The following is a 14,807-nucleotide window of genomic DNA, read 5'->3' on the forward strand; positions in this document are numbered from 1 at the left end:
TCGCGGCACGACACACCGCGACAGTCCTGCCGGGCCCTCGCGCTCCCGCCCCGATTTCCGCCAAGGCGCCGTCAAAGGTCGGTCAAGTCCCGTACCGGGCGGCGCTCTTGACGCCTTCCCGAGCGCCACGCAAACTTCTCGGCAGCAGGGTGACAGCTTCCATATCTCCTGATGACAGCTCCGGCACGCCCCCACCGGTTCCGCACTTCCAGGTCCCCACCACGAGGAACAGCGGTGCCCAGCTCGACGACGTGCCCGCGACCCGACTCGGCGGGAAGCATCTCAGTCACCCCGTGTACCACCTGACCCAGTCGCACATCTGCGTGCCCCACCACGCCCTGCGCGGGTGAGGCGTGCAGCAGCCCGGTCCGTACGTGTCCGAGATCCGGTCCAGGAAAGGTCTGGTGCACCAATGCAATCTCTCAAGCGCCGTCTGAGCGCTCTCGTCCCCGCTGTCCTGCTGCTGGCAGGCGTTCCGCTGGCGGGCTCCCCGGCCCACAGCGCGTCACCTCCTTCCGCCGAGGTCAGACCGGCCCCGGCCGGCACGGCGATCCCCGGCAGCTGGATCGTCACCCTCAAGGAGGGCGCCGAGTCGTCGCGCTCCGTCGCGGGTGATCTCGCCGGTCGCAGTGGCGCCGAACTCTCCCATGTCTACCGGGAGGCGATGAACGGCTTCTCCGCGAAGATGACGAAGGGGGAAGCGGCCGAGCTCGCCGCCGACCCCCGGGTCGCCCTCGTGGAGCAGGACTCCGAGGTCGCGGTGAGCGACACCCAGCCCGACGCCACGTGGGGGCTCGACCGGATCGACCAGCGGGACCTGCCGCTGAGCGGCACGTACACCTACAACACCACGGCGTCCGGCGTCCACGTGTACGTCATCGACACCGGAGTGCGCACCTCGCACAGCGAGTTCGGCGGCCGGGCGTCCATCGGCACGGACACCGTCGGCGACGGCCAGAACGGCAACGACTGCAACGGTCACGGCACCCATGTCGCCGGCACCGCGGCCGGGGCCACGTACGGCGTTGCCAAGGAAGCCTCCGTCGTGGGCGTCCGCGTCCTCAACTGCCAGGGCTCCGGCAGCGTCGCCGGCGTCATCGCGGGCGTCGACTGGGTCACCGCGAACGCCGTCAAACCCGCCGTCGCCAACATGAGCCTCGGTGGCGGCGTCAGTGACACACTCGACGCCGCCGTGCGCAACTCCATCTCCTCCGGCGTCTCTTACGCCCTGGCTGCCGGCAACGGCGACTTCCTCGGCTTCCCCCAGGACGCTTGCACCGCCAGCCCCGCGCGGGTGACCGAAGCGATCACCGTCGGAGCCACGGACAGCTCTGACCGCCGCGCGTCCTTCTCCAACTACGGAACCTGCGTCGACCTGTTCGCCCCCGGCGTGGACATCACCTCCGCCTGGAGCACCGGCGACTCCGCCACCGACTCCATCAGCGGCACCTCCATGGCGTCCCCGCACGCCGCCGGAGTCGCGGCCCTCTACCTGGCCGACAACCCGGACGCCACACCCGCCCAGGTCAGCGAGGCCCTCGTGGCCAACGCCACGAACGACAAGGTCCAGGACCCGAGGGCCGGTTCGCCCAACAAGCTCCTCCACAGCCTGTTCTGACCCGGCCACCGGTGGGTGCGGGGATTCCGCCCCTCCCACCGAGAGACTCGCCCGGCCCGGCGGAAGCAGCCACGGCTGAGCCCACCGGGCCGGGCCGGCGCACGACACCTCGCACAGCCGGACCCGAGGCGGACGGACTCCCGTCCCCGCGCCCCGGGGCACCCCCCTGCTCCCGAGTCAGGAGTTGCCATGCGGCTTCGTATCCACCGAAAACGATCCACCGCCTGCGCCGCCGCCCTGCTGGCGCTGGCACTCGCGGCGCCGCTGACGGCCGGCAGCGCCGCCACCGCCTCTTCCCCGGACCGGCCGTCCACCGCGACCGCCGACGAGGACATCAGGCAGTACGAGATCCACGGGCCGTCGACCCCCGCCGACCGCGCCGCGCTCGCCTCCACCGGGGTCTCGGTGGACGAGGTCCACGACCACTCGGTCGTCGTCAGCGCCGACCCGGCGCAGGCCCGCACCCTGCGCAAGCTCGGACACACCCCGAGAAAGCTGGCCGCGCCCCCGGCCCGTACCGGCGGACAGGCCCGCAAACCCGGTGACTTCCCGCCCTCCGACTCCGGATACCACAACTACGCCGAAGCGATGGAGGAGATCGACCAGCGCATCGCGCAGAACCCCTCGATCATGAGCAAGCAGGTCATCGGCACGTCCCACGAGGGCAGGGACATCATCGCCGTCAAGGTCAGCGACAACGTCGGCACGGACGAGGACGAACCCGAGGTCCTCTTCACCCACCACCAGCACGCCCGCGAGCACCTCACCGTCGAGATGGCCCTCTACCTGCTGCGCGAGTTCGGCGAGGACTACGCGACGGACTCCCGGATAGCCGACGCGGTCGACGGCCGCGAGATCTGGATCGTCCCCGACCTCAACCCGGACGGCGGCGAGTACGACATCGCCTCCGGCTCCTACCGCAGCTGGCGCAAGAACCGGCAGCCCAACTCCGGCTCCAGCGCCGTGGGTACGGACCTGAACCGCAACTGGGCCTACAAGTTCGGCTGCTGCGGCGGCTCCTCCGGCAGCCCGGGGTCCGAGACCTACAGGGGCCCGTCCGCGGAGTCCGCGCCCGAGGTCGGGGTCGTCGCCGACTTCGTCCGCTCCCGGGTCGTCGGAGGCGAGCAGCAGATCAAGGCGGCCATCGACTTCCACACCTACAGCGAACTGGTGCTCTGGCCCTACGGATACACCTACGACGACACCGCCGAGGGCCTCACCCAGGACGACCGCGACGCCTTCGCCGCCGTCGGCGAGAAGATGGGCGCCAGCAACGGCTACACGGCCGAGCAGTCCAGCGACCTCTACATCACGGACGGCTCGATCGACGACTGGCTGTGGGGTGACCAGAAAGTCTTCGGCTACACCTTCGAGATGTACCCGACGAGCATCCTCGAAGGGGGCTTCTACCCGCCCGACGACGTCATCGAGCGTGAGACGAGCCGCAACCGGGACGCGGTGCTCCAACTGATCGAGAACGCCGACTGCATGTACCGCTCCATCGGCAAGGAAGCGGAGTACTGCACCGGCACGTGAGTCCCGACGTGACGGGGTCCGGGGCACGTGAAGCACGTGGCCCGGCCCCGTCACGTCCGGGTGTGCGGTGCCGGGTCCGAACCGTCGTCCATCCAGCGGCACCAGACCCCCGGCAGCAGTGGGGAGAGAGTGCTGAGCAGGCTCGGGAAGCGGAGCCTCCGTCCATGTAGTACCGTGTACTACATGGATGCCACGGCTCGAGAGTTCAACCAGAACTCCTCACGGATCCTTGCCGCAGCAGAGGCCGGTGAGACCGTCACGGTCACCAAGAACGGGCGCCCGGTGGCGATAGTGCGCCCGTTCGACGAGAGTGAAGTCCCGGCCTATCCCCCCGGCCCCATGGGAGACATCGAACTGCCGTGCCTGGACCTGCCTGATGTGACCGACGGCGAAATCGAGGAGACCCTGCGAGGTATGGGTTCATGACCGATGTGGTCATTGCCGACACAAACGCCCTGTACCGCGTCCTGGGCAGGCACCTCGCAGGGCACGAAGAGCACAGGAAGGCCCTGGGTACCATGCGGCACCTTGTGATCTCCCCGTTGGTGCTGGGCGAACTCGATTACCTCATCTCGACGAGGGCCGGAGCCCAAAAGGCGATCACCGCGCTGCGGTTCGTCGACCGATACGTCGCCACTCGTCGATTCGAAATCGCAGAGATCGCACCGCACATGGGAACCGCCCTGGCCGTCCTCGAGGGCTACCGGGACGCGGATCAGGGCAGGGGGGTCGGCCTCGCCGACGCGATGAACGTAGCGCTGGCCGCCGCATACCGTACGGACTCGATCTTCACCACGGACCGGCATTTCCGCGTCATGGCCCCCCTCACCGGCCACACAGCATTCCGGTTGCTGCCCGAGGACATGTAGGGCCAGGGGTCTCCCCCTCCACCCTCACCCCGTGTCATACGCACCCTCGCTCCATCGGCGGCCACTCCCCCGGCCCGACACCGCCCCCGCAACGACCGTCACGCGACGCCACCGGCATCCCCCGTGGACTCCGCGCGGCGGCGCGGCAGGCTGAGCTGGGCGGACAGCAGCCCGGCCACGGCGACCAGGGCCCACAGCGCCCACGGGCCGAGCGCGTACACGGCGCCGCCGATGAGCGGTCCGGCGCCCGTACCGATCGTGTACGCGACGCCGTGCAGCCCCTGGTAGCGCCCGACCATCCGCGGCGGGGCCAGACTCCCCACGTGGGCCTGGGAGATGGAGCTGTTCATCATCTCGCCGAACGTCCATATCAGCACCGTCGCCGACAGCAGGACCATGCCGGTCGTGAGGCCGGTCAGGGCGAGACCGACACCGGTGATCAGGTTGCCGACGGCCAGCACGTACTCCGGCCGGTACCGGGAGACCGCGCCGGTGATGGGCAGTTCGAGGACCAGCACCAGCAGGCCGTTGAGCCCGATGAGGAGACCGAAGTCGCGCTCGCTCAGACCCACGTCGCTGACGTGCAGGGGCAGGCCGACGGTGGACTGGATGTAGACGAACTCGGCGAACACGGTCATCAGCAGGAACCGCACCAGGGTGCGGTCGGCGAGCACCTGCCGGTACCCCGCCGTCCGGTCCGCCCGGTCCGCCCGGTCCGTCCGGTCCGCCCGCGTGTCCGAATCATCCCGGCCGGACAGCGGCCGGGGCGCATCCCGCAGCAGCACCGCCACGACCACGCCGAACAGCAGGCAGGCGGCGGCATTTCCCAGGAAGAGTCCCACGTAGGAGATGCCGGCGACCACACCGCCGATGACGCCGCCCAGGGCCGCGCCCACGTTCATCGCGAACCGGAACACCCCGAACGCGGCGAGCCGTTGCTGGTGGGTCGCCGCCACGGAGTCGATCAGCACCGCGGCAGCGGCCGGCCGGTAGATCTGCGACGTCACGCCGATGAATCCGACCACCGCGACGATGGCCGGCAGTGCCCCGAGGTACGGCACGACCGCCGTCAGGGCGGAGGTGGTCACGGCGGACAGCACGATGGTCCACCGCCGGCCGATCCTGTCGGCGAGGTGGCCGCCGACAGCGTTGCCGAGCACGTTGCCCAGACCGGACACGCCCAGCACCAGCCCCGCGGCACCGGCGGAATGGCCGCGCCCGGTCAGGTAGAGCACGATGAACACGGGCAGGAAGTTGCCGACCCGGTTCACCAGGATGCCGAGACTGACGACCCACACCCGGCCGGGCAGGCCGCGCAGCGCGTCGCGGAACCGCGACTCCTCTGCACCCGGCCGGTCCGGCGCCTCGGTGCTCACGCGACGGGCTCGGTGCGCACGTGGACCGCCGCGGCCAGCCGCCTGCCGTGTGCTGTCGCTTCCCCGGCGGTGGCGCCCCGGGCGACGACGTGACCGACCTTGTCCTCGTTCCAGGTCAGCGGCGGTACCTCGTCGCCCGGCCCCACCTCCAGCCGGAGGTCGACGAACGCCGGGTCGGCGCGCACGGCGTCGAGGCCGGTCACCTCCACGACCCGTCCGGGCTCCGGCGTGAGGAACCGGACGGCCGCGCCGCCACGGGGCTCGGGCGACGAGGTCAGCGGCTCCACCACGCCGAACCCGGTGCCCAGCGCGTAGCGCTCCATGTCGACGCCGTAGGCGATCTCGGTCAGTTCGCCGATCCGGTCGCCGCCGACGCGGTTGTGAGACTCGATGATCCGCGGGCCGCGCGAGGTCAGCTTGACCTCGGTGTGCCCCGGACCGTTGCGCAGTCCCACGGCGTCGAGGAAGTCCGTCACCAGCCGCGTGATCTCGCGCAGCGTTCCGGCCGGGCAGCCGCTGGGCTGCGAATGCCCGATCTCGACGAAGCCGGAGCCGTCGCACTCCTTGTCGGTCACCGCGACGACCACATGCCGGCCGTCGAAGGTCAGGGTCTCCACGCTGATCTCCGGGCCGTCCAGGAACTCCTCCATGAGGAACTCGCCGAAGGGGTCGGCACAGGAGAGGTCCCTGGCGGCCCACCGCCCGTCGAAGGACCGGAACCGTTCGGCGACGACGTCCACGTCGGCCGGGTCGCTGATGCGGAAGACCCCCAGGCTGCCCGATTCGCGGACGGGTTTGACGATGACCGGCAGCCCGTGCGCCGACACGAACTCCCGGACGTCCCGTGCGGAACGGCCGACCGCGGAGGCCACCGGGCTGATGCCCCTCGCGGCCAGGTGACTGCGCATCCGCCACTTGTCCAGCAGCAGTTCCACCGTGGCGACGGACTCGCCGCCGAGGCCGAGCGCCTCGTTGATCCGCGCCGCCGGCAGCAGCCCGAGTTCGAACAGCGACACGGCCGCCTTAATCGGGTACGCCTCGTGCAACGCCCGGACCAGCGGCAGGAGCCGGTCGATGTCGCCGTAGTCGAGCAGCAGCGCCTGGTCGACGTAGGGCCAGTGGCCGCGGTCGTACACGTCCGGGAACTGGGCGTGAACCACGTCCAGGCCGAGTTCGCGGGCCTTGCGCAGATGCTGGAGCCCGCCGCCGAGAACCAGGACGCGAGGCCGTCCGGTGGCGACCGCCGAGGACCGTCGGCCGGTGGGTACGACATCGCTGGACACGTTGCTCCCTCCGTCACTTCTCTCCGGTGCCTGGCCGACCGCATCAGTCCCGTCGCCGGTGCGGTCGGATCGCGCATCACGCTACGGCCGATTCCGGACAATCCACTTCCGGTACAGGAAGTGACCACCTAATCTGCTGGTGTGCCGACCGATATCAGCCCCACCGCCCGGGCTCTGCGCACCATGGAAGTCCTCCGGAACCGCCCCGGCGCGACGGCGGACGACCTGGCCGCGTCACTGGGCGTCACGGAGCGGGCCGCGCGCCGGTACATCGGGATCCTCCGGGAGGCGGGCGTCCCCATCGAGTCCGCCCGGGGGCCCTACGGCGGGTACCGGCTGGGACGCGGGACGAGGCTGCCGCCGGTGGTCTTCACGGAACCGGAGGCGCTGGGGCTGGTCATGGCGGCGCTCGACGACGCCGACGAGCTCGTGGGAAGCGCCCTGAGCAAGGTCATCCGAGCGCTGCCGGAGAACGTCGGCCGGCAGGCGGCGACGCTGCGCGACCATGCGGCGGCCGCGCCCGACTCCTACTCGGCCCGGCCCGATCCGGCCGTCACCAGCGCACTGGTCGCGGCGTCCGCGGTGCGGCGGAGCGTGCGGTTGGCGTACCGGAGCGAGTCGGGGAGAGAGTCGAAGAAGGAGGTGGACCCCTGGGCCGTGGTCGTCCGCCGCGGACGCTGGTACCTGCTGTGCCGCTCGCATCGCACGGACGAGATCCGCACCTACCGGGTCGACCGGATCGGCGCGGTCCATGAGACGGCCCGCGCGTTCGACCCGCCGGAAGACCTCGACCCGGTCGCGCTGCTGGAGGAGAGCCTGGGCGCCGGCTGGGAATACCCGACCCGCGTGGCTTTCCACGCCCCGCTGTCCGAGGTGACGCGGTGGGTCGAACCCCCCATGGGACGGCTCGAGGCGTCGGGCGCAGGGTGCGTGCTGATCGGCACCACGAGCAGTCCGACGATGTACGCGCAGGACTGGCTGGCGAGGTTGCCGTTCGGGTTCCGCGTCGAGGGCGGGCCGGAGCTCCGGGCGGCGGTGGCGGCTGTGGCCGCGCGTTTCACGGCGGCGGTGGAGTCCTAGACGTGTCCGGCGGCTAGTGCAACGGGCGTGCGCCGACCCGTCGTTGTCGGCACGGGGCGGTCACACGCTGAGCGAGGTTCCGAGCGCCCGCGGGGAAGGGCGTGCCGGCCCGTCAGCACCCCCCGCGGGCGTTGAGGCGGGCGGCCTGGCGCGTCAGGTGGTCGCGCTCGGCGAGGTTGGGCGCCGCCCGGGCTGCCTCCGCGTAGAGCCGTGCCGCCGTCGCCACGTCCCCGTCGCGCTCGTGCAGGTACGCGGCCACGGCGGTGTGCCGGGGCAGTTGGTCGTCCAGCTCCGCGAGCGCCGCCAGGCCCGCGCGCGGTCCGTCGGCCTCGCCGACAGCCACCGCGCGGTTGAGCCGCACGACCGGACTGTCGGTCAGGCGCGTCAACTCGTCATACCACTCCAGGATCTGCACCCAGTCGGTCTCCTCCGCGGTGGGCGCGTCGGCGTGCAGTGCCGCGACGGCGGCCTGGGCCTGGAACTCGCCCAACCGGTCGCGGGCAAGGGCAGCCTGCAGAATACGGACACCTTCGGCGATCAACCGGGTGTCCCAGCGGCTCCTGTCCTGTTCGGCGAGCGGCACCAGGCTGCCGTCGGGCGCGGTACGGGCGGCGCGCCGGGCGTGGTGGAGCAGCATGAGGGCGAGCAGCCCCGCGGCCTCGGGGTGGTCGATGACGGCCGCCAACTGCCGGGTGAGGCGGATGGCTTCGGCGGCCAGGTCCACGTCGCCGGAGTAGCCCTCGTTGAAGACCAGGTAGAGGACGCGCAGCACGGTGGCCACGTCGCCCGGCCGGTCGAACTGCACGCCGGAGACGGTGCGTTTGGCACGGCTGATCCGCTGCGCCATCGTCGCCTCGGGCACCAGGTACGCCCGTGCGATCTGCCGGGTGGTCAGCCCGCCGACGGCGCGCAGCGTGAGCGCGACCGCGGACGACGGCGTCAGCGACGGGTGGGCGCACAGGAAGTAGAGCTGGAGCGTGTCGTCCACCGCGGGCGCGGGCCCGGGCGCCGGCTCCTCCTCGACGGCGTCCTCACGGCGGCGACGGGCGGCCTCCGCGCGGGTCACGTCGAGGAACCGGCGCCAGGCCACGGTGACCAGCCAGCCCTTCGGGTCCCGCGGAGGGCCGGCCGGCCAGACGCGGAGCGCCTCGACCAGCGCGTCCTGCACGGCGTCCTCGGCCGCCGCGAAGTCGGCTCCGCGGCGGACGAGGATCGCGAGGACGCTCGGCGTGAGGCTCCTCAGCAGGCGTTCGTCCATTCGGGAGGTCACTCCGTGACGGTGGGCGGGGCGGTCAGGAAGGGGCGCAGTTCCAGCCACTCGTGGATGGGCTCACCGCCCGCCCCGGGGGCGGCCGACAGCTCCCCGGCCAGTTCGACAGCGCGGTCGTAGCTGTCGACGTCGATCACCATCCAGCCGGCGATGACGTCCTTGGTCTCGGCGAACGGGCCGTCGGTGACAGGCGGGCGGCCCTCGCCGTCGTACCGGACCCACGTCCCCTCGGGGGCGAGCGCCTGGCCGTCGACGAACTCACCGGTCTTCTCCAGCCGGTCCGCGAAGTCCTGCATGTACTTCATGTGGGCCGAGATCTCCTCGGGCGTCCACCGGTCCATCGGAACGTCGTTGACCGCCGCCGGGGCGCCGCGGTAGTGCTTGAGCAGCAGGTACTTGGCCATGATGGTTCTCCTCGGTGCGGGTGCGGGTGCGGCCCATTCTGGCCGCGTTCACTACGGGGACGGAGCGGGCCACGGTTTCTCGACATCACGGAGCAACTTTTTTTGCGGCTGTCGCGGACGGCCCGCGCCGGTGAGCTCGCCGACCGGTGGAACACCGTTCACGAGAAGATCCGGAGAGGAAAAGCTGACGACGGGCAGCAGCTGACATGGGTACGCACACTGCCTCCGACGGCCCCTCGGACGAGCGTCCCTCTCGGCCACACACAGCGGGCAGGCAGCCGCTGCGTGACAGAGACCGCTGGGCACAGCCGGCGCGGGAGAGACTGCGGCCGGTCCGAAGACGCGAGATCAGACGTCGTCTCCGAATCGCCCTGTGGGCGATCGGTACTGCCGCCACTCTGGCTTTCATGGCCTATCTGGTCGCAGCGCTCATCGCCTTCGACAACAGCCTCGAGCGCCCTGAGGACGGCTTCAGCGGCTGGCAATGCGCCGAGGACTCGGGCACCTGCGAACCGAGAGACTGAGCAATGACACCGGTGATCCGCCAGGAGGAGGTCCGGACGTGGTCTGAGACGGAAGTCGGGGCTGCCGCAAGTGAGTCGCGGCAGCCCCGCATCGTTGCGGACGGTTCAGTCGAGCGTGTCGACCGCCACGCCGAGGAACCCGGCCCACGCCTCCGGCGCGACGGACAGGACCGGCCCGGCGGCGACCTTGGAGTCCCGCACGTGCACCGCGCGCGGCGACGTGGCGACCTCCACGCACTCGCCCCCCTCACCGCCGCTGTAGCTGCTCTTGAACCACGCCGACTCCGGAACGACCGACCCAGGTGTCTTGATGCTCATTCCACTCCCAGCAGATCTTCGATGAAGGCCAGGGACTCGCACGGGGTGAGCCCCTGTGACCGCAGGATGCTATAGCGCGACTCCAGCTTGTGGAGCATTCGATGGCCCGCGTGCATCCGACTGTCCCCCTGCACCTCGGTATACGCAATCCGCTCATCTTCGGCGGTCTCGATCAAGGTGAACGGCCCGTCCATCGCCGCGTGATCCTCCCGGTCGGTGGGCATCACCTGGATCTCCACATTGCGCTCCCGCCCCATCAGCAGCATCTGCTCCAACTGCCCCCGCAGAACGCCGCTCCCGCCGATCGGCTTCCGGAGCACCACTTCCTCGATGATGAAGCTCAGCAGCGGGGCGGGCTTACGGGAGAAGATCTCCTGACGGGCCAGCCGGGCGGCCAGCCGCTGGTCGATGACCTCCTCGTCCAGCAGGGGCCGCTGCATCCGGAAGACCGCTCCCGCGTACTCGGCGGTCTGCAGGAGCCCCGGAACCGCGTGGTTCGCGTACACGCACAGACCGATCGCTCTGGCCTCAAGCCTGGCCATGTCCCGGAAGAACGCGGGGTACTGCGCCCGCGCGACTTCCACCTTGAGCGCCTTGAGCACACCCCCCGCGCCGAGCGCCTCGTCCGCCGTGTCGATGAACTGCGCGGGCGGAATACGCCGTCCCTGCTCGAACGAGGCGACCGAATGCGGCGCGTAGCCCGTCCGCTTGCCGAACTCCACCCGGTCCAGGCCCGCTTGTGTGCGCAACAGCTTCATCTGCCGCCCGAACGCCGCCAGTACACCCGACCCCGGCTCGTCCTCCACGCTCACCCCGGCGGTTCGCCGTCCGCTCTCACCCTGCGTCATACGCACCCTCGCTCCATCGGCGGCCACACCCCCGGCCCAACACCGCCTCCACGGCGAGGTCACGCCACGCACTGCGTACAACCACCCCTCAACGCGTACAACAACCGAGTGTTCCCGGTCCGTGTGGTCGGCGCCCCTCGGCTGCCGACGCCCGGCACCGTCGGGACGGCTCGAGCAGCGCCGAACTCCGGCAACCCGCCCCCGTTCCCTCCCCGCCCAGCAGTTCCACCCTGACGCTCCTGCGGGCCGCCACCCGGTCGAATGCCGGGGGCCCGATCCGACCGGCGGCGGATGCCCCGCATGGGCGGCGGGGCGGAGACTCGTCGGCATGCGCACCCAATCCACTGTGATCTCCACGGCCCTCACGCTCTGCCTCAGTGCCGGAGCGGGGGTGGCCGCAGCTCCCCCGCCGGACGCTCCCGACCGGGAAGGCGTGCGGTTCTCCCTGCCGCAGCCCACCGGGCAGTGGCCGGTCGGCAGCACCGAGCTGCACCTCGTGGACCACGACCGGCAGGACCCATGGGTGTCCGGCCGGAACCGGGAGCTGATGGTCACTCTCTGGTACCCGGCCCGTGAGAAGGGGGGACACTCGCGGCCCCCGTACATGCCGCCGGGTGTCGCACGCACCCTGGACGCCTCCGGCTCCTTCGGACTCGCACAGCCAGGAGAAGTGGACTGGGCCGGCGTTCGAACGGACGCGGCCTGGAGGGCACCGGCCGACAGCCGCACAGCCCGTCCGGTCGTGCTGTACTCACCGGGACTGCGGAACTCCCGGACACTCGGCACGTCGACGGCGACGGAACTGGCCAGCCGCGGCTACGTCGTCGTCACCGTGGACCACACCTACGAGGCACCCGCAGTCGAATTCCCCGCAGGCCGCCTTGAGTTGCAGCAGCCCATGTCCGGCGACGAAGACCTCCGCAAGATGATCCGCACCCGGGTGCACGACACCCGCTTCGTCCTCGATCAGCTCACCGCGCTGCACAGCGGCCAGAACCCGGACGCCGAGGGGCGTCGCCTCCCCAAGGGGCTGAACAAGGCCGTCGACCCTGAACGGATCGGCATGTTCGGGCATTCCGGCGGGGGCGCCACCGCAGCCGAGAGCATGCGCGTGGACGAACGGATCGACGCGGGTATCAACATGGACGGCACGCTCCAGTACAACGACACCGACTTCCTGCCCGTGGCCCGGCAAGGGCTGGACCGGCCGTTCATGCTGATGGGCAAGGAGTCCCAGACCCATCACAACAAGCCGTCATGGCAATCCCTTTGGGAACACTCGACAGGATGGCAGCGCGACCTGAGCCTGCAGCGCGCCGCCCACGCCAGCTACACGGACGCCCAGACGTTCGTACCGGCTCTGGACGAACACCTGGACATCCCGGCGTCGACCCGCGAACAGTACGTCGGCACCATCGACCCGGAACGCAGCACCGCTGCCCAACGCGCCTACATCACCGCGTTCTTCGACCAGCACCTGCGCGGCATCCCACGCGACCTGCTGAACGGCCCGTCCTCCGCACACCCGGACGTCCGCTTCGTGCGCTGAACGACCCCGAGGGACCGGTACTCGACCACCTGCCGACCTCTGCGTCGCTTCAGGTCACACCATGGCTCACATCTCCCGGCGGGCATGCCCGGGACGGCCCCTGGGCACGGGCCGGGCCGGTTCACCAACTGCCCTGTCACATCTCCTTCTCCAGCACCTCCCGGAGGGAGCGCGGCGCCCGCCCCGTGACGCGCTCGACGGTGTCGGTGACGCGGTCCTCGGCCCCTTCGGCGATGGCGCGGTCCAGTCCGGCCAGCAGCGCCGCGAAGTCCGGCGGCATCAGCGCCGCGAGGCGGTCGCGCAACTGCTCGTAGGAGAGCGGGTGGTGGACGACGGGCCGGCCGGTGACCTCCGTGGCGATGGCGGCGACTTCGTCGTAGCTGAGCGCCTCGGGGCCGGTCAGGACGAGGTCGGTGTTCGGGGCGCGGTCCTCGGTCAGGGCGCGGACGGCGACGGCTGCGATGTCCTCGGCGTCGACGAAGCCGACCCGGCCGCTCCCGGCGGCGCTCCGGATGACGCCTTCCTCGCGGATGCTGACGGCGTGCGGATGCGTGCCGGTGAAGTTCTGCATGAACCAGGAGGGCCGCAGCACCGCCCACTCCTCGAAGATGCCGAGAAGGGCCTGGTGCACCGCTCCCGTCGCCGGTCCGCCCTCGGGCACGGCCGAGGAGCTGAGGAGTACGGCGCGCCGCACGCCGGCGTCGCGGGCCTGCCGGAGGAAGGGCAGCATGACAGCGGCCGGGTCCGAGTCGCCCACGGGCGGCAGGAGGTAGACGCGGTCGGCTCCGTCGAGGGCGGCGGCATGGGTGGCGGGGTCGCGCCAGTCGAAGCGGACACCTTCCGCGCCGCCGGCCGGCCCGGCGTTGCGGCTGGCGGCTCTCACGCGGTGTCCGGCCGCCGTCAACTGCGCGGCGGTGCGGCTGCCGGTGGTGCCGGTGGCGCCGATGACCAGGGTCGTGCCCGTGCGGCTCACCGGGTGCTCCCTGCGAAGTCGGTGCCGGGTTCGAGGACGGCGAGGGGGTTCCAGTAGTCGCGGTAGGAGGCGAAGCGTCCGTCCCGGACGGTGACGACAGCGATGTAGGTCATCTCGAAGGGGGCGTCGGTCTGCACGAGGCGACCGACGGCGCGCATCTCGACCACGACGGTCTCCGGATCGGTGGTCCGGTGAATGTGCAGGTCGGGGAAGTCGTGCAGGTCGATGTGGTCGGGGTAGTGGCGCATGTAGGCGGCCAGCGCCTCCTTGCCCTCCAGCCGCTCGGGCCGGCCCGGCGGCGCGAAGGGGAACTCCATGACGCCGTCCTCGGCCCACAGGCCGACCCAGCCGGGAATGTCCTTCTCCAGCAACAGCCGCAGGCTGTGGCGGTACAGCTCCTCCGGGGAGCTCGGTGCGGGCGCAGCACGCATGGGTGTCTCCGTCTCATAGAATACGGACCTCGGGTCCGCTTCGACGATACGGACCCGTGGTCCGCTTTGCAACCGGAGGAGTTCGGAGGAGCCGTGCCCGAGCGCAGACCCCGCAAGGACGCCGTCCGCAACCGGGAGGCCGTACTCGCGGCCGCCGACCGCCTGTTCACGCGCAGCAAGTCCCCCGAGGACGTCACCATGGCCGGGGTCGCGGAGGCTGCCGGCGTCGGCAAGGGCACCTTGTTCCGCGCCTTCGGCGACCGCACCGGGCTGCTCCGCGCGCTGTACGAGGCACGGCTCGAACCCCTCAGGGACGCCGTGGAGGCGGGCCCGCCGCCACTGGGCCCGGACACCCCGCCGCTTGAGCGCGTACCCGCCCTGCTCGACGCCGTCCTGTGCTTCAAGCTCGACAACCGCCATCTCGTGCTGGCCCTGGAGGAGACCGGGAGCAGCAGCCCCTACGGGGCGGAGCACTACGAGAGATGGCACCGCCTGCTCCAGGCCGCGCTGGAACAGATCCCCGGCCTGCCGGCCGACAGCGGCTTCACCGCCCACGCCCTGCTCGCCGCGACCCGCGCCGACCTCGTCGAACACCTCGCCGGGCGGGAACGCGTGCCGCGCGAGCGCATGCGGGCCCAGCTGGGAAGCTTCGTCGCGGCGGTGGTGGGCCCCCGCACACCGCGGGCAGCGCGCGCCGAGGGCTGACCGGAAGCAGCGCGGATCTTCGG

At 71.1% G+C, this 14,807-nt stretch carries 16 protein-coding genes; 8 read left to right on the forward strand and 8 right to left on the reverse strand.

The annotated features are described in order from the left end of the window. The first annotated feature begins 149 nt into the window (after positions 1-149). The 5 genes from H343_RS35200 to H343_RS0104370 all read left to right on the forward strand — a co-directional run bounded on the left by H343_RS35200 (position 150) and on the right by H343_RS0104370 (position 4,023). Complete coding sequence (locus H343_RS35200; RefSeq protein ID WP_158679507.1) at positions 150-350, forward strand: hypothetical protein; 201 nt, start codon at positions 150-152, stop codon at positions 348-350. Positions 351-412: 62 nt separating this feature from the next. Next, positions 413-1,618, forward strand: a complete 1,206-nt coding sequence (locus H343_RS0104355) for a S8 family peptidase (RefSeq protein WP_028430135.1) — start codon at positions 413-415, stop codon at positions 1,616-1,618. A 189-nt stretch (positions 1,619-1,807) separates the two neighbouring features. Next, complete coding sequence (locus H343_RS0104360) at positions 1,808-3,154, forward strand: M14 family metallopeptidase (RefSeq protein ID WP_028430136.1); 1,347 nt, start codon at positions 1,808-1,810, stop codon at positions 3,152-3,154. A gap of 183 nt (positions 3,155-3,337) precedes the next feature. Further along, a complete protein-coding gene (locus H343_RS0104365) occupies positions 3,338-3,580 on the forward strand; it encodes a type II toxin-antitoxin system prevent-host-death family antitoxin (RefSeq protein WP_028430137.1) in 243 nt (80 codons plus the stop codon). Then, positions 3,577-4,023 carry a PIN domain-containing protein gene (locus H343_RS0104370; RefSeq protein WP_028430138.1) on the forward strand — a complete coding sequence of 149 codons (447 nt, stop codon included), beginning with the start codon at positions 3,577-3,579 and terminating at the stop codon, positions 4,021-4,023. Before H343_RS0104365 ends, H343_RS0104370 begins: the two co-directional genes overlap by 4 nt. A gap of 98 nt (positions 4,024-4,121) precedes the next feature. On the opposite strand, the gene H343_RS28865 is transcribed toward H343_RS0104370, so the two are convergent. Then, on the reverse strand, positions 4,122-5,399 hold the full coding sequence (locus H343_RS28865; RefSeq protein ID WP_037902313.1) for an MFS transporter: 1,278 nt from the start codon (positions 5,397-5,399) through the stop codon (positions 4,122-4,124). Further along, positions 5,396-6,682, reverse strand: coding sequence for an ATP-grasp domain-containing protein (locus tag H343_RS0104380; RefSeq protein WP_028430139.1), 1,287 nt, complete (start codon positions 6,680-6,682; stop codon positions 5,396-5,398). The genes H343_RS28865 and H343_RS0104380 overlap by 4 nt, the downstream gene beginning before the upstream one ends. Before the next feature lie 141 nt (positions 6,683-6,823). Between H343_RS0104380 and H343_RS0104385 the strand changes: the two genes are divergently transcribed. Next, the gene (locus H343_RS0104385; protein ID WP_028430140.1) at positions 6,824-7,762 is read left to right on the forward strand and encodes a WYL domain-containing protein; all 939 of its coding nucleotides are present in this window, start codon (positions 6,824-6,826) and stop codon (positions 7,760-7,762) included. 112 nt (positions 7,763-7,874) lie between these two features. Here H343_RS0104385 and H343_RS0104390 read toward each other — a convergent pair whose 3' ends face one another. The 4 genes from H343_RS0104390 to H343_RS28870 all read right to left on the reverse strand — a co-directional run bounded on the left by H343_RS0104390 (position 7,875) and on the right by H343_RS28870 (position 11,126). Further along, positions 7,875-9,020, reverse strand: coding sequence for a DUF6596 domain-containing protein (locus H343_RS0104390; RefSeq protein WP_028430141.1), 1,146 nt, complete (start codon positions 9,018-9,020; stop codon positions 7,875-7,877). 8 nt (positions 9,021-9,028) lie between these two features. Then, positions 9,029-9,436 carry a YciI family protein gene (locus H343_RS0104395; RefSeq protein WP_028430142.1) on the reverse strand — a complete coding sequence of 136 codons (408 nt, stop codon included), beginning with the start codon at positions 9,434-9,436 and terminating at the stop codon, positions 9,029-9,031. A gap of 629 nt (positions 9,437-10,065) precedes the next feature. Further along, positions 10,066-10,278: a DUF397 domain-containing protein gene (locus H343_RS0104405; RefSeq protein ID WP_051264576.1), complete on the reverse strand. Its 213-nt coding sequence runs from the start codon at positions 10,276-10,278 to the stop codon at positions 10,066-10,068. After that, positions 10,275-11,126, reverse strand: a complete 852-nt coding sequence (locus H343_RS28870) for a Scr1 family TA system antitoxin-like transcriptional regulator (RefSeq protein ID WP_051264577.1) — start codon at positions 11,124-11,126, stop codon at positions 10,275-10,277. The genes H343_RS0104405 and H343_RS28870 overlap by 4 nt, the downstream gene beginning before the upstream one ends. A 328-nt stretch (positions 11,127-11,454) precedes the next feature. On the opposite strand from H343_RS28870, the gene H343_RS0104415 reads away from it, so the two are divergent. Then, positions 11,455-12,675, forward strand: coding sequence for an alpha/beta hydrolase (locus tag H343_RS0104415; protein ID WP_028430144.1), 1,221 nt, complete (start codon positions 11,455-11,457; stop codon positions 12,673-12,675). Between the two features lie 136 nt (positions 12,676-12,811). On the opposite strand, the gene H343_RS0104420 is transcribed toward H343_RS0104415, so the two are convergent. Further along, the gene (locus H343_RS0104420) at positions 12,812-13,648 is read right to left on the reverse strand and encodes an NAD(P)H-binding protein (protein WP_028430145.1); all 837 of its coding nucleotides are present in this window, start codon (positions 13,646-13,648) and stop codon (positions 12,812-12,814) included. Further along, positions 13,645-14,079: a nuclear transport factor 2 family protein gene (locus H343_RS0104425; RefSeq protein WP_028430146.1), complete on the reverse strand. Its 435-nt coding sequence runs from the start codon at positions 14,077-14,079 to the stop codon at positions 13,645-13,647. Before H343_RS0104425 ends, H343_RS0104420 begins: the two co-directional genes overlap by 4 nt. A gap of 93 nt (positions 14,080-14,172) precedes the next feature. Here H343_RS0104425 and H343_RS0104430 point away from each other — a divergent pair, with 93 nt between their 5' ends. After that, complete coding sequence (locus H343_RS0104430) at positions 14,173-14,784, forward strand: TetR/AcrR family transcriptional regulator (protein WP_028430147.1); 612 nt, start codon at positions 14,173-14,175, stop codon at positions 14,782-14,784. Positions 14,785-14,807 lie beyond the last annotated feature (23 nt).

Source organism: Streptomyces sp. TAA204 (genome assembly GCF_000424965.1).

Bases quoted from the DNA above. Each gene is read 5' to 3' on its own strand.
- H343_RS0104355 (WP_028430135.1), top strand. From the start codon at position 413: ATGCAATCTCTCAAGCGCCGTCTGAGCGCTCTCGTCCCCGCTGTCCTG.
- H343_RS0104360 (WP_028430136.1), top strand. From the start codon at position 1,808: ATGCGGCTTCGTATCCACCGAAAACGATCCACCGCCTGCGCCGCCGCC.
- H343_RS0104365 (WP_028430137.1), top strand. From the start codon at position 3,338: ATGGATGCCACGGCTCGAGAGTTCAACCAGAACTCCTCACGGATCCTT.
- H343_RS0104370 (WP_028430138.1), top strand. From the start codon at position 3,577: ATGACCGATGTGGTCATTGCCGACACAAACGCCCTGTACCGCGTCCTG.
- H343_RS0104390 (WP_028430141.1), bottom strand. From the start codon at position 9,020: ATGGACGAACGCCTGCTGAGGAGCCTCACGCCGAGCGTCCTCGCGATC.
- H343_RS0104395 (WP_028430142.1), bottom strand. From the start codon at position 9,436: ATGGCCAAGTACCTGCTGCTCAAGCACTACCGCGGCGCCCCGGCGGCG.
- H343_RS0104405 (WP_051264576.1), bottom strand. From the start codon at position 10,278: ATGAGCATCAAGACACCTGGGTCGGTCGTTCCGGAGTCGGCGTGGTTC.
- H343_RS28870 (WP_051264577.1), bottom strand. From the start codon at position 11,126: ATGACGCAGGGTGAGAGCGGACGGCGAACCGCCGGGGTGAGCGTGGAG.
- H343_RS0104415 (WP_028430144.1), top strand. From the start codon at position 11,455: ATGCGCACCCAATCCACTGTGATCTCCACGGCCCTCACGCTCTGCCTC.
- H343_RS0104425 (WP_028430146.1), bottom strand. From the start codon at position 14,079: ATGCGTGCTGCGCCCGCACCGAGCTCCCCGGAGGAGCTGTACCGCCAC.